Genomic DNA, 20,581 nt, shown 5'->3' on the forward strand with positions numbered 1-20,581 from the left:
TTACTCGCCTTAAAAGAAATTATTCGGGCTATTTAGCCATATACGATCTAGCTTCATATAGCCTTTAACTGTGCTTCTTGCATGTATTTCTACTTCAATATTTTCAGTTAAGGCTTCCATTGCGGTATGATAAATAAGTGATGTTAAATAGCTATTATCAGGCGTAATTTCAAGAGCAATAGCTTTGCCTGAACTAATTTTATAATTAAATTTCATGGCCATATCAATAGGAATTTCTTTCTCTAGAAAAATCAAAACTAATCCATCATTATTAATATATATTTGTTCAACTTTACCAACATACTTACAATAAGAAGTACTTGTTGCACTGCTTTTACAAAGTGCGATAGCCGCATGTGCTTGTTCAATAAAAAGAAAATGTGCTGTGAGTAAGATCAATAAATATTTCATGAATTTTCCTTAAAAATTTTAATAACATGCTTAGCATTTTCTTGCCAAACAAATTCCTTTTCAATCACGCTACTTTTTACAGCATTACGTAATTCTTTCATCTCATTAATATTTTCAATTGCCTTTACTAATTGTTCAATAAACGATTCTTGGTTATCTTTTTCAAAAAATAATGCTGTTTTATCTGTCAGTATTTCACGAATATTCGGGCAGTCAGGTGCAATTATCACACTACCTACGGCCATATATTCAAACATTTTAAGCGGTGAAGCATACGCAGTAACATCCGGCTGTAAGGCAATATCGAATTGCTCAACATAATCAAGTACTTTGTCGCGTGTTACTAAGCCAGCGAATTCAATTTTATCGGCTATTTCTAACTCTTTTGCGAGTGCTTTTAGCTCAGGTAATATGTTTCCGTCACCCACACATATAAGTTTAAGTGGTAAATTTTTGTGTTCGGCAATTGCTCTAATTGCTTTATCCATGCCATGCCATGGGTGAACAAAGCCTGTAAAACCTATAACGATTTCTTTTTTTTCATTATTTATCGGTTTTGCTAGCATTTCATCTATGAATACTCGGTTTACACCGTTATGAACAACCGTTATGTTTTCTTCTTTCACTCCGACTTTTCGTAGGTGTTCAGCTAAAACATTAGTAACAGGTAAGGTATGTGTTGCATTTTTCCACGTGTAGTTTTCAATCCATTTAGCGAATTTAACTAACGACAAGCCACTATATCGGCTTCGCTCTTCAACTAAGGGAGCGTTCACTTCAAGGAACAATGGTATATTAAAAAGCTTACTCGCCCATATGCCCGCAGGTTGATAAAGGTTGTAACGTTCGTAAATAAATTCAGGCTTAAATTGTTTTATCGCTATCACTAATTTTATGAAAATCCAAAAACTGTAGGATAATTCTAATAATTCGTATAATGCTCTAGGTAGTTGTTTTTTTAATTTAGTAACAAAGCCACCGTCATGACCAAAATCACTATTTTCATTAAGCGATGGGGCGACAAATTTAAGCTCATGTCTCTGCTCTATAAAAGCATTGGTAAGCTCTTCTACATGCACAAATTGGCCGTCTTTTGAGGCAATGCGGTGATGATATAGTATTTTCATAAGCTGGTATTCGTTTTCCTAAAAAATGCTTCCAATATTAGAATTGCCCATATCAGCACACCATTATTTTTTTTGCGTTTATGATGATCAGACAACAATTGCTTTAGATGCATTACATTAAATATATTTTGAGATAAAAGATGTTCTGACAAAATCTTTTTTTCCAGTGACTCTAGCGGTATTTGTCGTATCCATTCATCAAGTGGGGCAGTAAAGCCCATTTTTTTTCGCTTTATTACAAAGCTAGGAATAATATTTTTAAGTGTTTCACTTAATGCTTTTTTAACTTTACCTTTTTTTAAATTTACTGAAGGAGATAACTTTACCGCATATTCGACCAGTTTATGATCAAGGAACGGTACCCGTGCCTCCAAAGACCCCGACATACTAGCTCGGTCAACTTTTGTTAATATATCGCTAGGTAGGTAGGTTTTAAAGTCTATATATTGCACTTGCTTTAATGCAGGTAAGTTTTTAACCTCGTTTGCCATTTTTTTGAAATAACTTAGTGACGTATATTTATTTAGTCGGTGCGAAAAATCAAAGGAATAAAGTGATGCAACTGTATCAGCGTCAGCCAAACACATTGAGTTATGATGACTACTTATACTGTCTAAACTCAATGCTTTTAATGTTGATTTGGCTTTTAAAAAACGAGGGAAATTATTAAGCGTCGGATATAATTTAGCCAACAGAGTAAAAAGAGGTTTTCTGATAGCGTTAGGAAAGCAGTGACGTAATTTCTCTTCAAAATTTAGCATTTGGTAATTACGATAACCTAAGAATAATTCATCACTACCATCACCTGATAAGGCTACTTTTACATTCCGCCTAGCAGCTTTGCTTAATATTAATGTTGGAATAGCAGAATTATCAGCGAACGGTTCATCAAACACATCGATAAGTAAATCAACTAATGACAAATCATTCACTGATACATTGGTCGCAGAATGCGCAGTATTGAATTCTTTAGCCACTAGTTCAGCAAAAATGGATTCATCATATTGTGACAAATCAAAGCCAATAGCACAGGTGTTAATAGGGGTTGAAGCTTGTTCACTCATTAATGCTACAATAGCTGTTGAATCTACCCCTCCTGAAAGGAAAGCACCTAAAGGAACATCTGCTAACATACGTTTTTTAACAGATTCATTTAATAATGTTAATAAATGATCATGATCTACTTGTTTAAGGTCATCTGATATAAATTCTTTTATATTCCAATAACATATTGGTTTAACCGTAGTGTCATCACCGTTAAGTAAAATAAAGTGCCCTGGCTGCAGTTTATGTATGTTTTTATATATCGTTTTAGGTTCAATGACATAACCTAATGTTAAAAAGTCTTCTATGGATTGTGCATTTATGTCTAACTTAATTTGACAATGTTTCTTAAGTGCTTTTAACTCAGACGAAATCACTAAATGATTATTTTCACTAATAGCCCAATGCAAGGGCTTAATACCTAATCTATCTCTCGCAGCAAATAAACTCTTAGATGACTTATCCCACAATACAAAAGCGAACATACCATTGAACTTTTGAACGCAGTCAGTATTCCAAGCCAACCAAGCGTTAACAATAACTTCGGTGTCACTTTCTGTCTGAAAATTAAACCCTAAAATTTCAAGCTCTTGCTTTAGCTCTTTATAATTGTATATTTCACCATTAAAGGTCACTGCTACGGTGTCGGTTGAATCAACCAGTGGTTGTTGCCCTAATTCGATATCAATAATAGATAAACGTGTATGTCCTAAGCCAACATTTGCATTTATGTAAGTACCACTTCCGTCAGGACCTCTATGATGTTGACTAACATTCATCTGCTCTAACATTTTCTCGCTAGAAAAAATGTTATTATCAAATTCATAAATAGCTGAAATACCACACATATGGCTTAATTAAACCTATGCAGTCGTTTATATAAATTATTTAATCCCCAAAAATACTTATGCTTTGACATTAAATAAATCAAACCTTTTAAGTGTGAAAAATGAAACATCGAAAGTTTAAAACCTCGAGATAACTCTTGAGCATCATGAATCACTTCTACCGTTGGTATATAAGTAATTTTGAAACCGCTCTCCCAAACTCTTAGGCAGTAGTCTACATCTTCTGGTGAATAAAATATTTTCTCATCAAAGAAGCCTGTTTTATCTACTGCGCGTCGTGAGAGCATCCAACAAGCAGAAATTGCATAATCAACTGTTACTGGGGTAGTTGCTGATTGTAGAGCATGTGGTTTTGATTCAATTTTTTTGAGGAATAAAAAACGTTTTAATTTGTGAATTAAGGTTGGAAAAACATCACATGACAATTGAAAGTTTCCACTACCGTATAATAATCGTGGAACTGCCATACCACTATCAGGATGAGAAGATAGGTAGTCTTTTAAACTAACCAATGCTTCATTTGTAACATAAGCGTCGGAATCAAGTATCAATACAAACTCACCTGTAGACAACCTCAAAGCAGAATTTCTGGAGTAAGTGGTACCAGTATTTTGATCGAAAAAAATAGGCTTGATTAATTGCGGAAACTTATCATGATATGATTTGATTAGCTGTACGCTGCCGTCTTTGGAGCCATTATCAACGACAAAAATTTCATTATCACAATCAAATGGCTCTAGAGCAGCCAGTAAATCATCTAGACATCGTTTAATAGGGTTCACTGAGTTATACGATAATATGACGACTGAAAACAACATATTCATTCCCTTAAAAAATTCTTTTCATATTTTTAGTATTTTCTCTTAAAACTTGATCAAACATAATTGAGTCCATATGTTCCGTACCGCTTTTTACATTATCAAAAGAAATAACAATTGCAGTTCCGCCAATATCTTGTATAAATAATTTGCTTAATAATTGCGCAAGTTTTACATAAATTTTATTAGCATAAAAGCTTCCGTTCACAATGTATGTTAACCTGATGATTCGTTCTTGCCCTTTAATATTAACAATTCTATATTCAACATAAGGAACTTCAACTCCTTCTTGATTTACTATAATGCCTTTACTAATACTATCAAGCGACCATATATTTTTATCAAAAAGTACATTTTCGCCACTAATTAATTCTTTATTATCATCTTCAAAGAAAAACTCAAATACAAATAGTTCCGCTCTTTTTGTTTTTATTATTTCTTTATAAAAAGCTCTATCAGCATTTTTAAAGTTTGGTGACCAATTAACATTATATTTCTCTACTTTTTCACTTTCGATTAGCTTTGAATACTGATTCCTAATATTTTCTAATTTTGAAGTGTGAAAGTAATTAACTATTGCTCCAACACTCATTGTTAGTAACAGGATAATAAAAAAAGGTAAATTAAGGTTTTTGAAATGATTGTCACTTTTTATTGTTGTTTTTTCCTCACTATTCCCCTTAGAAATAGGCTCAGCAATGTAGTTACCTATAAAAAATAATATCACCATCACAAAACTAAAAAATACCCAACCATACACTAAATGATCAAACCCTACTGCCGCCTGCATGTCTGAAAGATAACCTATCAAAATCATTAAGAATGCTCTTAAACCATTTGCTAATATAGGGATTAGTAAACACAGGATTATAAAAATTATTCGTCTATTGGTACTAGTGATATTTAAATAAGCAAACAACACACCGATAGTAATAGTTGAAATTAAGAAACGTATGCCACTACACGCTTCTGCCACTAAGAAGTTTCCATTAGGGATTTGAATGAACATACCATCTCGATAAACAGGTATATTTAATAATTCGAGAAAAAACACTGATATATCAGCAGTTATAAATTGTAAATAAGGAATTAGAAAATCGCCGACAGGGACAGAAAAAAGCAAGAAAAATAAAGGAAAAGCTAATAACCTTAAACCCGATAGACCCCATATACTCATAACAACAAACGAAGGAGTTATAAAAACTGCAAATTGTTCAGCAACATTAATACCTGATAACTTTGCTAAAAACCAAAATAAACTGACACCTAGAACACCTAACAAACCGATAAACGAGGTTTTAATAGGTAAAGCTTTTATTTGCTCTTTTTTCTTTGATAATAACCAAAGCACAATAGGTACAATAATAAATCCATGTCCATAAGTATTTGAACTGTACCAAACATTCACTAGTTTAGTGAATGTTTCAAAAGATAAAGTAAAAAAGAGTAATGAGGTAATAACTAAAACTAACTTTAAAGATATTTCCTTGACCATTTTTAAAGTCCTAACTCGTTATTATTACTTTGATTACTGAATATTTTAGAATTGATATCATTTCCATCTAAATATACATCTTTCATTGTTGACCAATTAAAGTCGATCAAAAGCTTTTCTATTTTATTTTCCATTCTAGATAAATTTATGTAATGTCTCACTTTAGATTTAAAAGAAGCTCCCTTGACTTTTGGCTGGTTAGGATCAATTTCCCATGGATGAAAATAAAAGCTATAAGGTTGCTTTTCTTCAGCATGAAACTTTTGTATACGTTTTTTTGATAAGAAATATGGATACAACCTAAAATATCCACCGCCACCGATTCCCGTATTTATATCTTTTGAACGAATAGTCGGAATAGGTATTTCTATAATGCCTTCTTTACGTTTATGTACAAACCTAGGCCACTCAGGTGTCCCATATAAGTCATGGACAACAGGGTATGTACTCGAGCTATACAACAAACCTAAATCTGCTAATAACTCATAAGCCCATTCGTTGCTTTTCCCAATAGAAAAACTAGGAGCTCTATAACCAAGAATTTTATTTCCTGTAGATTGCTCAAGAATATCGATACTTTTTGTTATATCAAGCTTCAATTCTTCTCTTGTTTGTGTTGATGCTCTTCGGTGATTTGTGCCGTGACTAGCTATTTCATGGCCTTTTTCAGCAATATCTCTGACTAACTCAGGGAAAGCTTCAGCGACCCAACCTAAAATAAAAAAAGTTCCTTTGATATTGTACTGGTCAAATAAATCTATTAATCGACGAGTATTATAATCTACGGTTGGTTTACAACTTGACCAATCACTAGGCTGAATAACATTTTCAAATGCAGAAACATGAAAGTAATCTTCTACATCCACTGTCATAGCATTAATTATTGGCGAGTGCATTTATAACTACCTTCCCTTACCAAATAAAACAATTTCAACGGTTCGAATTAAAATGAGCAAATCAAGCATAAAGCTTCGATGCTTAATATAATAAAGATCGTATTTTAATTTTTCTAACGAATCTTCTTCCGTTGAACCGTACGGATATTTAAGCTGTGCCCATCCCGTTAAACCCGGTTTAACGTTATGTCTTTCATTATAATAAGGGATGGTTTTTATTAATTGCTGAACAAATTCTGGACGTTCGGGACGTGGGCCAACAAACCCCATATCACCACGCATCACATTATAGATTTGTGGTAATTCATCAACACGATATTTACGAATGAACTTACCTATTTTTGTCGTTCGGTCATCATTTTCTGTCGCCATTTGCGCGCCATTTTTTTCAGCATCAATGCGCATACTTCTAAATTTATAAATATTGAACGCTTGACCATCAAGGCCAACTCTTTCTTGCAGATAAAAAATAGGCGCTTTTATGCCTTCATCTAACTTAATAAGTATTGCGGTAATCAACATCACCGGCCAAGTTAATAAGAATAAGAAAAAAGCAATGCTGGCATTAAACAACCAATCTAAGGTATTTCTTAAATGATTAGATGAAGCAAAGCCATTGGAATAGATCACCCAGCTTGGGTAAATCAAATTAACGGCGATTTGTCCCGTTTCACGTTCAATAAAATCTAAAATTTCTGTAATTTCAACGCCACGAATTTTACAAGCAAATAGCTCATCAACAGGTAAATTGTTTCGTCGTTCGTCACTAGCGACAACAATTTCATCTACATCATGCTCTAACGCATAATTCACTAAAGAGCCGTCTAACTCGATTTTATTTTCATTAACAATACCATTGTCGGCATCACCTTCCATAACAATAAAACCGTGCATGATAAAACCTTGTCTATCTACGCCTCGTCTCATGCGTTTTTCAATAATAGAGGCCCTATCACCAGCACCTAACACTAAAACTTTTCTTTTGTTAAAACCAAATATATCTAACTTTAAGGTGAAATATCTAAAGACACTTAATGAAAAAAAACTCGCTAAACTAGCAGCAGCTAATAATTCGATAGGTAATGCGTTTATGGTATAGAAAGGATTAATCAGCGTTGCGATAAAGAAGCCAATGGCAACCGCCATTAGAATGCGTCGGATAACACCTCGATAGCTTTCACGTAGTTTAGAATTATATAAACCAAGCGCTAATGAAGATAATTGAATTATTAACGCAAAAACAAGCGAGTATACAAAAAGTATATTCGAAGGTATTACTGAATGCGTAATTAAACCTATAAAATTATTACCATAAAAGACAATAAAAAAAGCACTGACTAAAAGCAATAACTCAATAATAACTAATGACTTACTCCCTGAGGACAAGTCACGAAATTTTGGGCTAGACATAAAAAGTGTAGGTTCCCTTACAAACGATCAAAAAAACAAAATTAATAATTATTTATTATTGTTAATTATTAAGGCTGAGCAGACCTAAAATATGCGCGGATAAATAGTATCAAACATAATATTTTTTTAACAGTAATTAAATAAAGTGCATCATTTAAAAAAATCTAATAGAATCTATTCGTTTATTAAATATTTAAGTCAATAACAACTGAAGGTTGAAGCCATGGAAAACCACTTAATTAATAAAGTCAGAATCACTATTTCACTAGTTTTAATGTACATTTTAGCTGGTTGTAGTAGCCCTACACTTCCTCCGGCAACAATACATCAATCAAATACTATCGATGTAAATAGCTATAAGTATTTAATTGGTGCCGGTGACGTATTAAATATTTTTGTTTGGCGTGAAGCAGAAGTTTCAGGCACTTTTGTGGTAAGACCTGACGGAATGATTACAACATCGCTTGTTGAAGATATTCCTGTCGCTGGAAAAACACCTACCGAATTAGCTCGTAAAATTGAAGAAATATTAAGCACCTATTTAAAAGACCCTGTCGTTACTGTAACTGTGAATAACTTCGTGGGACCATTCAGTGAACAAATCAGAGTCATAGGTGAAGCAGCACAACCTCAATCCATTAATTATAATCAACATATGACGCTCCTAGATGTCATGATTCGCGTTGGTGGTTTAACTGAATTTGCAGATGGTAATTCTGCCACATTAGTTAGAGTTGAAAATGGTGTTCAAAAGCAATATGACATTTATATCGAAGATCTAATTAAAAACGGTGAAATTAAGGCCAATGTTGATGTGCTTCCTGGTGATATTATTGTAATCCCTGAAACTTGGTTTTAAATCATGGCTATGAAACATTTATTTTTAAATCCACCCTGTTTTAGAGGTCAGGAATGCAAGAGTTAATCGATCAAGTTGTAGATTATTTAAAAGGAATTTGGCTTAAGCGTAGATATATTATTATGTCTACTTGGCTAATATGTCCTATCACTTGGCTTTACATCGCACAGATGGACAACGTATATGAATCAGAAGCTAGAGTTTATGCAGACACTCAATCACTTTTAAGACCATTGTTAAAAGGTTTAACGGTAGAAACCAATCCAAATGTACAAATAAGCTTAATGATCAAGACATTATTAAGTAGACCTAATGTTGAACGTATATCTCGTATGACCGATTTAGATATACAAGCAGTAAATGAACAAGAATACGAAAAATTAATAGAATCGTTAAAAACTGAAATAATTATTCAAAAATCAGGTAGGGAAAATATTTTTACCATCTCATATGAAAATAAAGATCCTGAAATGGCTAAAAATGTTGTTCAATCGGCACTAACAGTATTTATTGAAAACACACTCGGTGAAAATCGATCCGACACCGATAGCGCAGGAAAATTTTTAGATACTCAAATCAAAGAATATGAAAACAGGTTATTGTCAGACGAAGCTAAACTAACGGACTTTAAACAAAAATATAGTAATGTATTACCGAATCAATATGGTGGTTATTATAACAAATTAAGTATTTCCAAAGAACAACTTAAATCCATTGAATTAAGTTTATCCGAAGTTGAATCTCAATTAGCAAATTCAAAAAGTCAACTAGAGTCCATTGAAACACCTGATGACAAAATTCAGTCAAATATTCAAGATTCAAATACCATAGTAACAAGCTATGACAGTCGTATAACGGAACTACAATCTTTATTAGATTCATTGCAACTAAAATACACTGAACATCATCCTGATGTTAAAGAGGCTCGAAGTCGCTTAGAACACATACAGGCTCAAAGGGAAACAGAAATTCAAGAATATGTATCTGCACGCTCTAATGGTGACTCAAGTCAAAAAATATCCCAAAATCCCGTCATTCAAAATTTACAAATTCAAATAAATCACTTGGAAAATCAAGTTGCGTCTATTAAAGTTCGACGTGACAATTACGCAAAAGAAGTAAAAAACCTTGAAACTAAAATTCATATTTTGCCAGAGATAGAAGCAGAACTGACTGCACTCAATCGTGGTTATGATATTACCAAGAAAAAATACGAAGAATTGTTGAGTAGAAAAGAGACCGCACAGTTAGCTAAACAAGCAGATAAGACCTCTAGTAAAATTAATTTTCGCATCATAGATCCGCCAAGAGCCCCAACAAAACCCACAGGTCCCAAACGCATACTATTTTTGTTAATTAGTACTTTTCTTGGTTTTGGTGTAGGAGTAGGTTTGTCATTCCTTTTTAGTCAAATTAATCCTGTGGTTACATCCAGAAACCAAGTAACAAAAGAGACTGGTATCCCTGTATTTGGCGTAGTTTCTGCGGCTGAAACTTTAGGTTTACAGAGGTGGCACCGCCAAAAAACCTTGATATTTGTGATATCCAATACTTTATTATTATTACTGTTAACCTTTTTCATTTTATATTCAATATTTCCTGAACAAATCAAGTCTCCATTAAGAGGAATGCTTTAATCATGAGTACAATAGAAAAAGCGTTAGCTCGTAAGGCTGCAAAACAATCTTTAGAGAAGAACGCTGAAAGTTCAGAACAAGCAGCTACAACTACTAAAGATCCAATTGTCCATTCTAACGATAGATCACCTGAGATTGCTGAAGATAGAATAGTGCTAACGGTTGACACTACCAGCTTAAGTGAGCGTGGCTATTTAATAGACACAGGTGAACGAAAAAGCATTAAAGACGAATTTAGGCAAATAAAACGAAAACTATTAAATAATGCTTTTGGTAGTGGTGCAAAACTACTACATCACCCGAACCTGATTATGGTGAGTAGTGCTAAACCTAACGAAGGAAAAACATTCGTTTCTGTCAACCTAGCCTTAAGTATCGCGCTTGAACAAGATAAAAAAGTATTGCTTATCGATGCTGATGTATTAAGACCTAGCGTCAACCGTGAACTGGGTCTTGAAAATACAGAAGGCTTAATAGAGTATCTATTACAACCTGAAAAACAAGTAAGTGATGTTCTTTTTGATACCAACATTAACAATTTAAAAGTGATGCCTGCAGGCCAACCTCATCATTTATCGAATGAATTATTGGCAAGTGAGCGTATGGCTGCATTAGCAACCGAATTAGCAACTAGATACCCTGATAGAGTGGTGATATTTGATTGCCCACCGTTGATTGGCGTTACGGAAACGTTAGTTTTAGCTAACCTTGTCGGCCAAGCCATTATGGTTGTAGAGGAATCAAAAACTACAATCGCTAGCATTAAAGCGGCCACAGAATCGCTAAATGAAGATTTAGCTCTTGGTATAGTAATGAATAAAGCAATAAGATCTCATAAGGATTTGTATGGCTATTATGGCTATGGATACGGTGAAAAAGACTAAATTAACAACAATTTGTGCTGCTACACTTTTTTCACAGTGGGCATGTGCTGGGAATTGGCAATTTCAGCCAAGCTTGTTAATTGAAGAAACTTATACCGATAACGTTGAACTGACTCTTTCTAATGAAATTTCGAGTTTAGTCAGCCAAACGGGTATTGAAATTAATACTGCTTATGAATCTCAATATTTACAGTTTAATTTAATATCAAAAAGTGTTTATGCTTTATATAGTCATGATCATGAGTTAGATGATGACTATCATACACTTGCTAGCGATTTTAATTTAAAGCTTGGTAGACAAGGCCTTTCATTAATAGGTAGTGCTAATATCGACAATCGTGCTCGTAATGGTGCACGAAATTCACTTGCTGATATTGTTTCAGCAGATACTACTCGAGTAGAGAGTTACTCTGGCGGATTAGCCTATGATATGGCAAACAGTGATTTTCATGTTAACTCAAGTATTACTTATAACTTAACTGAATCTGAAGATAATATTGGAAATCAAAACGGTTACAGCGCATCTGTTTCAACTAAAAATGGCAATTCAGCAAGATTGCTATTTTGGGATGTTCACAGTACTTATCAAGAAAGAAAAAATAATAATCAAACCAGCAGAGCATATAGTGGTGAAGTAAAGTTAGGTTTGATTACTGACTGGAAAATAAACCCATTTTTAAGATATTATGATGAAGATAACAAAGGCTCCCTTAATCGAGGACAATCAACTGAATCTAACTCATATGGTGCGGGTATTAGGTGGCAAGTCTCTCCTCGTTTACAAATAGACTTTTCATACAATAAGCCTATTGGCAGTGCATTAGATACTGATGGCAATGAACAGAAAGAATATTTTGATACGAAAATAAACTGGCAACCATCTACAAGAACAACATTCTCGGCGAGTTTATCTCAGCGTTTTTATGGAGACAGTTACGGTTTAAGTATTTCCCATCAAAATAAGCGACTTTCTAACAGTATTAGTTATCAAGAAACCGTTCAAAGCTTTACTAGAAATAATTATAACCTAATCCCATTAGGTGCCTTTTATTGTCCTAGAGGTGATTCCTCAGATCTAAATAATTGTTTTGCAATAGATAATAGTAATATTAATATTGAAAACTTTGAATTGATGAATCTCATTGATTATGAACTTATTGAAGATAACTTTTATTCTTTAAATAAAGACTTATCTTGGAATTCGTCACTTTCTTTATCAAGAACAACTTTTTCTATTAGTCTATCATCTTTAAATCGAGAAAATTTAGAAACCAATATTGAAGACCAAAGAGCTTCAGCTGGCTTTACTGCGTCAAGAAAAGTTAGCGGTCGCTCAAGTCTAAACTTTAACGCGTCATATAATGATAATCGGTTTCAAATAAATACTGAGACTGAAAGACAAGATAGATATCGCAACATATCAATAGGTTATCAAAAATCATTAAATAGTAATCTCCATTTTAATTTTGGTTTAGCGCATATTAATCGAAGTTCAAACGCACAAGAGTTTAACTATGAAGAAGGTCGTTTAACTTTCAAAATTACAAAAGATTTTTAATTATGTATGAAAATTATTATGGTTTTACTGAAAAGCCATTCCAACTAAGCCCAGATCCTCGCTTTTTTTTCGCTTCTGATCATCATCAGCGTGCGCTTTCTTATTTGCAATATGGCTTAGATCAAGGCGAAGGCTTCATTGTTATTACAGGTCCAATTGGCACAGGTAAAACAACGATCGCCCGTAATTTACTCAGTCAATTAGGCGATGAGAGTATCGTTGCTGCTCAATTAGTGACCACAAAACTTGACCCACAAGAATTACTAGCACTTGTCGTTTCTGAGTTTAATATTCAGTCAAAAGGTGACAGTAAAGCGGATTTATTACAAGCAATAGAAAAGTTTCTGATTCAGCTTAATAAACAAGGTAAACGGGCTTTATTAATTGTTGATGAAGCACAAAACTTGCCATCTGAAACCGTTGAAGAATTACGGATGTTATCGAACTTTCAACTGGAAAATAAGCCATTAATTCAAAGTTTCTTACTCGGCCAAGAAGAATTAAAACCGATTATTCAAGCGCCGAACATGGAACAATTTAGACAACGTATTATTGCCTCTGCACATTTAAAACCATTGAGCGTTGCTGAGGTAAAAGAATATATCATTCATCGAATTCACCAAGCAGGTTGTGAAAAAGATGAATTATTTTCTGAAAATGCCTTTGAATTGATCCATGAAAAAACTTTAGGCGTACCGCGTAAAATTAATATTTTTGTCGATCGTTTATTATTATTTGGCTTTCTCGAAGAGTTAGACGTTATCAATTCAGAAACTATCATGACCGTGGCTGAAGAAATGGAGATTGAATTAACAGGATCATTAAATTCTTCTGAATTAACCAGTCAAGAGCCAAATCAAAAAACCAGTCAACAAGTTGTAGTTAATTCTACTGAAAACGTTGAGCACATTAAAGAAGTGCTTAGAGATGTTGAGGAAATTCTTGAGTCATCAATTAAGCAAAAAGTAAAAATGGCGCGTTATGTTGATAAGTTATTAAAACATAAGAGCAAGTTATACGCGGAAGAGCAAATAGATAAATAATGTTATTTACACAATAAAAAAACCAGCATCATTGCTGGTTTTTTTATTAAATGTCGCTGTAAGTCAATACCATCAATTCATTATTCTGAATTAATTGCTAAGCCATACTTCTCAATTAACGTATATAGCGTCGGCCTAGTAATACCAAGCAATTCTGAACATTTAGACATATTCCCTTCGGACAACGCATATGCTTTTTGAATAGCAATTGATTCAGCTTGCTCACGAACTTGTCTCAAGTTTAAATTGAGTTCAAGGCTTTTATCTTCATGATCAAAGAACCCTAAGTCTATTGCAGTGACTTGGGTTCCCGTAGACATAATGACAGAGCTTTTCACCTTGTTTTGTAGCTCACGTATATTACCTGGCCACTTATGCGCTTTAATCGCACTTAACGCGTCTTCTGAAAACCCTTTGACATTACTTTTGTATTCCAGTGCATAACGTTGCAAAAAGAACTGCGCTAAAATCAGTACGTCTTCTTCTCGTTCTCTTAACGGTGGTATATTTAAGGTGATTTCACTAACCCGATAAAATAAATCTTCACGAAACTCTTTATTTGCGACCATTTCTTCAAGATTTTGATTCGTAGCACAAACGACTCGAACATCTACTTCTATTTCTTGTCGACCACCTAAGCGCTCAATTTTTTTCTCCTGTAAAAAACGCAATAACTTGGCTTGCAGATTAAACGGCATATCACCAATTTCATCAAGAAATAGCGTGCCGCCTTCAGCACATTCAATTTTTCCTTTCGTGGTCCGAACCGCACCGGTAAATGCGCCTTTTTCAAAACCAAATAACTCACTTTCTAATAATGTCTCTGGAATTGATGCACAATTAATGGCGATAAAGGGTTTTTTACTACGATCACTGGCAATATGTACTGCATTTGCCGTAACTTCTTTACCCGTACCACTTTCTCCTAATAATAAAGCGGTAATTTGAGTTGGGGCAATACGTTTAACCATCATTCGACAACGTTCAATGGCTTCGCTGTTGCCTATAATACCAATATCGTTACCACCAACTGTTCGCATTTGACGGTTTTCTTGTTCGATGGCCGCCACACTAAACGCTCGCGCAACAATAACGTTAATCACCTCTGAGTCAATCGGCTTTTGATAAAAATCGTAAGCGCCTAATGAAATAGCTTTTAACGCATTGGTTCTATCATCATTACCGGTAATGACAATCACTTTAGTATGAGGAGATATCTTTAGAATTTCTTCAAGTGCTGCTAAACCTTCAGAGGCATTGGCTGAATCTGGCGGTAAGCCTAAATCTAATGTTACCACTTTAGGCTCATAGCGACGCACCGCGGCTATTGCGCCTTCTCTATCTGCCGCTAATACAGCCTCATAATCAGACAAGCTCCATTTTAATTGTTTTTGGATACCTTTATCGTCATCTACAATGAGTAACTTTTCCATTAAGCTAAAATCCTTTCATTCATTTTTATTATTCGTATTCAGGTTTTATCGGTATACGGATATCAAAGATAGAGCCCTGATTTTCTCTACTTGTCACTTTAATTGTCCCCGCGATACTTTCAATAAATTGTTTGGCTTCATATACTCCTATTCCCATGCCCGCATTACCTTTAGTGGTATCGAATGGTTTAAATAGGCGAGTTTTAATAAACTCAGCAGACATGCCACTACCGTTATCTTCAATAGTTATTTGTATAAGATCGGTATTGGAGAGCACATTTACTTTAACCCATCCGTCATCATTTGTCGCTTCTTGCGCATTCTGAATAAGATGATTTAACACAGAATGTAATGTGTCTTTATCAACATCGATTAGACTAGGTTGCAACTGCTCTATTTTAACTTCTGGTTTAATAACATTACGCTGCTCAACCACCTTACGAACTAGATCAGCAATGTCAGTTTCTTTGGTCTTCGATTGGGCCACTTGCTTATTTCGCAATTGTGTTAACACTTTAGCTAAGCGGTCTGTAGCTGACTCCACGGTTTCAAATACATCATCTACAAAATCAGTATTATCACGGTGTTTTTCGGCATTGGTGGTAATTAAAGCAAGTTGAGCTTGTACATTTTTTAAATCATGTACCAAAAATGCTGACATCCGATTAAAGGCATCAAATTGTTTTGACTCTGCCAGTTCATCATTAGCTTCATGTAAAGAGATAAAGTTACCTAGCTGTTTTGAGACAGCGAAGAGCAAATCTCTGTCCTCCCAGTTAAGCTGTTTCTTCTCTGCAATGCTTCCCACCACAAACAAACCGTAAAATGCTTTGCCAATAAAAATAGGTACGATGGTTTCAATATTAAAACTGCGACATAAATCAACATCTAAGTTGAGTTCTGAATACATCGACGGTGTTAATTCATATTCATCAACATCGATAATCCACCCCTTCTGCTGACAATATTGACTGATTAACGTTAATTGCAAATCAAACGCTTCAGACAGCACTAATTTTTTGGAATATTTAACATCGAAGTGCATTTCACTTTGTTTTTTAATGATGGCTCCACTGGTTGCTCCTAATTTCGACATCATAATATTAGTGGCCATTTGATAATAACTTTCTGCACTAGTAGTTTCTATTTTTTCAATTAAATTTAACCATTCATCACGATATTCATACCGATTGGCAAAAAAGTTTTTCGCAATAAACACTTTAAGCTTTTTGCGTAAGCTATCAGTAATTAATAATGTCACTAACACAATGCCACTGAAAATTAAAAAACCTATACTGACAAAGCTGCCCCACTCACCACCAATATAATTAATAACATAGCCCGCAAGCGCCATTACTAATAAGTAGATGCCTGCCATCATTAAAATCGAGCTATAAAAAACCACTTGCCGAGAGACAAAAATACGCACTGAGCCATTTTTAACGCGACGCGTACTAATTAATAATAACGGAACAATCGCTAATGCGATGAACCCGCGGCTATACCAAAAATCGAAATCAATCCCACCGACCATAGTCGCTTGTGCATAGAGGACAAAATCAAAAATAGACACACTGGCAAGTGCGATAACTAATGGCCATATCGCCCAGCGTATTTGATCGTCAGCACTTCGATAAAGTTGTTCGATTAAAACCAAAATCCATAAATTTAAAACGATAAACAGTAAAAATAAATATTCGTAAGAGAAATTAAGAAAGTAGGTTGCTACCCAGCACGATAGCATTAATAAACTGCTAATCACGACATATTGGCGAATATGATAATTAGAAAACAGCTTACGTACTGAAGTGAGCTCAGTATTACAAATAAGTACCATCACAGACCAACAAGCTATTTTAAAGCCGTCAGCTATCATCACCCACTGTAAGCTAAAACCCATTTTAATTTGTAAGAAAGATAAACCACTCGCAAAGGTGGTACTTAAGGCAGAGACTATGGTCCATTTCGCTAAAACTGATTTATTGCGAGCGGCAACTATCAATAACGTGAAAACGAGGTAAGCGATGAAACTTAATGAATAACCAATTTGACCAACAAATTCCATAAACGCTTACTTCCAATTCACTTTTATTGAGCTTTTGAACGCGAAAATAGCTCAGTTAAAACTGGCACCAAGATAAAACTCGCAATGGCTGAGACACAAAGCCCTGAAATAATTACCACACCTAAAGGTTGCCACAGTCCGCCACCTAAGAGCGTTAATGGCATTAAGCCACCTATGGTAGTTAATGTGGTTAACAAAATAGGGGTAAAGCGCGTTTTACTTGCGTCTAATATTGCTAATCGCATATCTTTACATTCTAAGAAATTATGATTGGCGGTATCAATTAAAATAATGGCGTTATTGACAACAATGCCAAACAAACTAATCAGCCCAATAAACGCCATCATCGAAAAAGATAAATTAAAAAGATATAAACCAATAACCGAACCTGCAATCGCAAATGGAATAGAAGTGAAAATAACTAAAGGCTGCATAAATGACTTAAATTGCAATACTAATACCGCAAAAATACCTACTGCGGTAATGATCATAATTTGTGACAAGCCCGCGAAATTTTCTTGTCGAGACTCTTCTTCGCCACCAAGCGTATAATACATACCTTGCGGATATTGATAGTTATCTAAATACGTGACGATTTGCTCTGTTAATGCCGTAACTGAATAACCTTTATCGGCATCGGCGGAAATTTTAGCCATTCTTTGTTTTTGATAATGGAAAAATTCGGTATGACCTTTTGCCAATTTCAAAGAAGCCACTTGATTTAACGGCACTAGTTCACCGGCAATATTGGCTATATAAATATCATCAAAAATATCTAAATCAGCTTTCTTGCCTCGCACAACAATGGGGTAACTTTCACCATTTTTATCACTAAAATTGCCAACATAACTACCGGTTAATACTGTTTGTAATGTTAAATCTAATTGATTAATGTCTATGCCATTCATACCGGCTTTTTCATAATCAATATCGAGTACCACCTCACTGTTTGCTTGGCCAATGGGGTTTTCAATATTTATCACCCCCTTGATTTTCATCATCTGTTGTTCAAGCTCATCTGCAACACGTTCTAAATCACTGAGAGATTCACTCATTAAACGCACTGTAATAGGTTTGTCGGTGACAGGGCCTTGCGTAAATTCTTTAATAGTAATATTAGCTTGATGCCAGTTTGAAAGTTCTTTCCTAAGCGATATCACTAGATCATTGGATTTTTCTTCATTAAATTCATGCAAAACAATTAAAAGCTGTCCGTAATGTGCAACCCCACGCTTTGGAATTTCATTGTAGTAAATTCTAGGATTAGAGTTACCAACATTTAAAGCCACTTCTTTTATTAAATCATACTTTTTCAAGCTTTTAGCAATGTCCTGCATCACTTGGTTGGTATAATGCAAAGATGAATTATCAGGAGCTTCAACATCTATCAATATCATAGGTTTTTCGGCTTTTGGAAATAAACTTAACCCTACTTTACCGAAAAGTGAAAACATAAAAACAAGCGCTGCAATAAACACCATCACAACAATCATTTTTCGATTCATTAATACTGTTAAAAACCGAAAATAACTATTAGCGGCAAATTGATTGACGTAATGTTGTAACGTTTTAATTTTACTGGGTTTAACGGTAAACAATTTACTCGCTAATAATGGCGTAAAAGCCAATGCCAATAACAACGACGCTAATAAAACAAAGACAACCGTCACGGGCATTGAACGTATAAAATCACCGGTATCTGAGGCGATCATTAGCATTGGCAGAAAAGCGAATAAAGTTGTTACAGTACCACTAGTGATCGCCCAACCAACCTTACTGGTTCCTGAAGCAGCAGCTTCTTTTAAACTGGCAAACTTACCTTTCTCTCGATGAATACTCTCTGTCACCACAATAGCGTTATCTACCAATAAGCCAAGGGCAATAATTAAACCAACAATCGACATTTGCTGTAAGCCAAAACCAGCAAAATCTAACCAGCCAATCGCGATTAAAAAGGATAAAGGAATTACCGCTATCACCACTAAAGCTTCACGCAATCCTAAAAATAATAATGACATAACACCAACTAAAATAAGGCCCTGCCATAAATTATTAAAAAAGCCATTAACTCTTGATTCAACACTTTCTGCTTGCTCGAATAACACATCAAGTTTGATTTGCTCAGGCAATTGTTTTTTAAAAGAAGCAATCTCAGCATTTAATTGATCCGTTAAATCAAAAATATTCGTACCTTTACGTTGCTCAAGGGTAATAAAAATAACGGGATGTTCATTAAAATAAGCTAAATAGGAAGGTTTACCATCTGCAAAAGCAATACTGGCAATATCTTTTAATTTAATCACCAGCTGATCATTGGCATAAACAACGGTTTCTTTTAATTGCTCAATTTCTTGGAAATTACCACTTGCTTTAACATTAAAGCGCCGAGTACTAGCATCAACAAAACCTGGTGTAATATTTACTGCTCGTTTTTGTAATACTTGATTCACAGTGGTTACGGTAATGCCATAGTGTTGCAATAAGTCAAGATTAAGATCAATCGCTACCACTTGCTGTGGGTAGCCCCAAATATCGGCTTTTTTAACGCTAGCAATTGCTTCTAATCTTTTTTCCAACTTTTTGGCATAAAACTCCATGGTTTTATAGTCAGTGGGCTCAGTCCATAAGGCTAACTGAGCTACTGCAACACTTGTCGGTGTCGCCTTAAGGACTAATATATCTTGTACGCCATCAGGTAGATTTGGCTCGATAGAGGCAACTGCTTGTTTAATTTCATTGAAAGCGGTTTGAGGATCACTGCCATATAGAAATTTAATTTCTATTCTAGCCCCATCATTTTTAATTTGTGCTTCTATACGTTTTATACCCTCAATATTTGAAAATTCTTGCTCTAAAGGGGTCACTATAGAAGTTTCGATATCGTGAGAGGAAGCTCCAGGGTATATAACTTCAATTAAAGTAATAGGAATATCAAATTGAGGATCTTCTGACCTAGGCATAGTGAAGTAAGACACAATCCCTACGAGTACCATTAAAATAACAATCGTCAGCGTAAATTGGGCATTTTTAATCGCGGAGCGCGCTAACTTCAT

Annotated in this window: 15 protein-coding genes; 5 read left to right on the plus strand and 10 right to left on the minus strand. The window is 34.6% G+C overall.

Features of this window, described 5'->3' with window-relative positions:
- Positions 1-9: 9 nt before the first annotated feature.
- The 7 genes from ABXH06_RS08265 to ABXH06_RS08295 are packed head-to-tail and all read right to left on the minus strand — an operon-like array spanning position 10 to position 8,049.
- Positions 10-411 carry a hypothetical protein gene (locus ABXH06_RS08265; RefSeq protein WP_353517910.1) on the minus strand — a complete coding sequence of 134 codons (402 nt, stop codon included), beginning with the start codon at positions 409-411 and terminating at the stop codon, positions 10-12.
- Positions 408-1,538: a glycosyltransferase family 4 protein gene (locus ABXH06_RS08270; protein ID WP_353517911.1), complete on the minus strand. Its 1,131-nt coding sequence runs from the start codon at positions 1,536-1,538 to the stop codon at positions 408-410. Before ABXH06_RS08270 ends, ABXH06_RS08265 begins: the two co-directional genes overlap by 4 nt.
- Entirely contained in the window at positions 1,535-3,430 is a 1,896-nt protein-coding gene (gene asnB / locus ABXH06_RS08275) for an asparagine synthase (glutamine-hydrolyzing) (protein ID WP_353517912.1), read from the minus strand. The genes ABXH06_RS08270 and asnB overlap by 4 nt, the downstream gene beginning before the upstream one ends.
- A 5-nt stretch (positions 3,431-3,435) precedes the next feature.
- Positions 3,436-4,248, minus strand: coding sequence for a glycosyltransferase family 2 protein (locus ABXH06_RS08280; RefSeq protein ID WP_353517913.1), 813 nt, complete (start codon positions 4,246-4,248; stop codon positions 3,436-3,438).
- Positions 4,249-4,258: 10 nt separating this feature from the next.
- Entirely contained in the window at positions 4,259-5,743 is a 1,485-nt protein-coding gene (xrtA, locus tag ABXH06_RS08285; protein WP_353517914.1) for an exosortase A, read from the minus strand.
- 2 nt (positions 5,744-5,745) lie between these two features.
- Complete coding sequence (locus ABXH06_RS08290) at positions 5,746-6,639, minus strand: XrtA system polysaccharide deacetylase (protein WP_353517915.1); 894 nt, start codon at positions 6,637-6,639, stop codon at positions 5,746-5,748.
- A gap of 6 nt (positions 6,640-6,645) precedes the next feature.
- Complete coding sequence (locus ABXH06_RS08295) at positions 6,646-8,049, minus strand: TIGR03013 family XrtA/PEP-CTERM system glycosyltransferase (protein WP_353517916.1); 1,404 nt, start codon at positions 8,047-8,049, stop codon at positions 6,646-6,648.
- 223 nt (positions 8,050-8,272) lie between these two features.
- Between ABXH06_RS08295 and ABXH06_RS08300 the strand changes: the two genes are divergently transcribed.
- From ABXH06_RS08300 to ABXH06_RS08320, 5 genes are read left to right on the plus strand one after another with little or no spacing between them, the layout of a single operon-like run.
- Complete coding sequence (locus tag ABXH06_RS08300; protein WP_353517917.1) at positions 8,273-8,908, plus strand: XrtA/PEP-CTERM system exopolysaccharide export protein; 636 nt, start codon at positions 8,273-8,275, stop codon at positions 8,906-8,908.
- Positions 8,909-8,961: 53 nt separating this feature from the next.
- Positions 8,962-10,545 carry an XrtA system polysaccharide chain length determinant gene (locus tag ABXH06_RS08305; protein WP_353517918.1) on the plus strand — a complete coding sequence of 528 codons (1,584 nt, stop codon included), beginning with the start codon at positions 8,962-8,964 and terminating at the stop codon, positions 10,543-10,545.
- A 2-nt stretch (positions 10,546-10,547) separates the two neighbouring features.
- Complete coding sequence (locus ABXH06_RS08310) at positions 10,548-11,429, plus strand: XrtA-associated tyrosine autokinase (RefSeq protein ID WP_353517919.1); 882 nt, start codon at positions 10,548-10,550, stop codon at positions 11,427-11,429.
- Positions 11,392-12,987, plus strand: a complete 1,596-nt coding sequence (locus tag ABXH06_RS08315; RefSeq protein ID WP_353517920.1) for a TIGR03016 family PEP-CTERM system-associated outer membrane protein — start codon at positions 11,392-11,394, stop codon at positions 12,985-12,987. Before ABXH06_RS08310 ends, ABXH06_RS08315 begins: the two co-directional genes overlap by 38 nt.
- Before the next feature lie 2 nt (positions 12,988-12,989).
- Positions 12,990-14,030 (plus strand): XrtA/PEP-CTERM system-associated ATPase, encoded by a 1,041-nt coding sequence (locus ABXH06_RS08320; RefSeq protein ID WP_353517921.1) that lies wholly within the window; start codon positions 12,990-12,992, stop codon positions 14,028-14,030.
- 80 nt (positions 14,031-14,110) lie between these two features.
- On the opposite strand, the gene prsR is transcribed toward ABXH06_RS08320, so the two are convergent.
- The 3 genes from prsR to ABXH06_RS08335 are packed head-to-tail and all read right to left on the minus strand — an operon-like array spanning position 14,111 to position 20,581.
- Positions 14,111-15,463, minus strand: coding sequence for a PEP-CTERM-box response regulator transcription factor (prsR, locus tag ABXH06_RS08325; protein WP_353517922.1), 1,353 nt, complete (start codon positions 15,461-15,463; stop codon positions 14,111-14,113).
- Between the two features lie 28 nt (positions 15,464-15,491).
- Positions 15,492-17,528 (minus strand): XrtA/PEP-CTERM system histidine kinase PrsK, encoded by a 2,037-nt coding sequence (gene prsK / locus ABXH06_RS08330; protein ID WP_353517923.1) that lies wholly within the window; start codon positions 17,526-17,528, stop codon positions 15,492-15,494.
- A gap of 23 nt (positions 17,529-17,551) precedes the next feature.
- Positions 17,552-20,581 (minus strand): efflux RND transporter permease subunit, encoded by a 3,030-nt coding sequence (locus tag ABXH06_RS08335; RefSeq protein ID WP_353517924.1) that lies wholly within the window; start codon positions 20,579-20,581, stop codon positions 17,552-17,554.

Source organism: Thalassotalea sp. SU-HH00458 (assembly GCF_040362795.1).
Lineage (GTDB): Bacteria > Pseudomonadota > Gammaproteobacteria > Enterobacterales > Alteromonadaceae > Thalassotalea_H > Thalassotalea_H castellviae.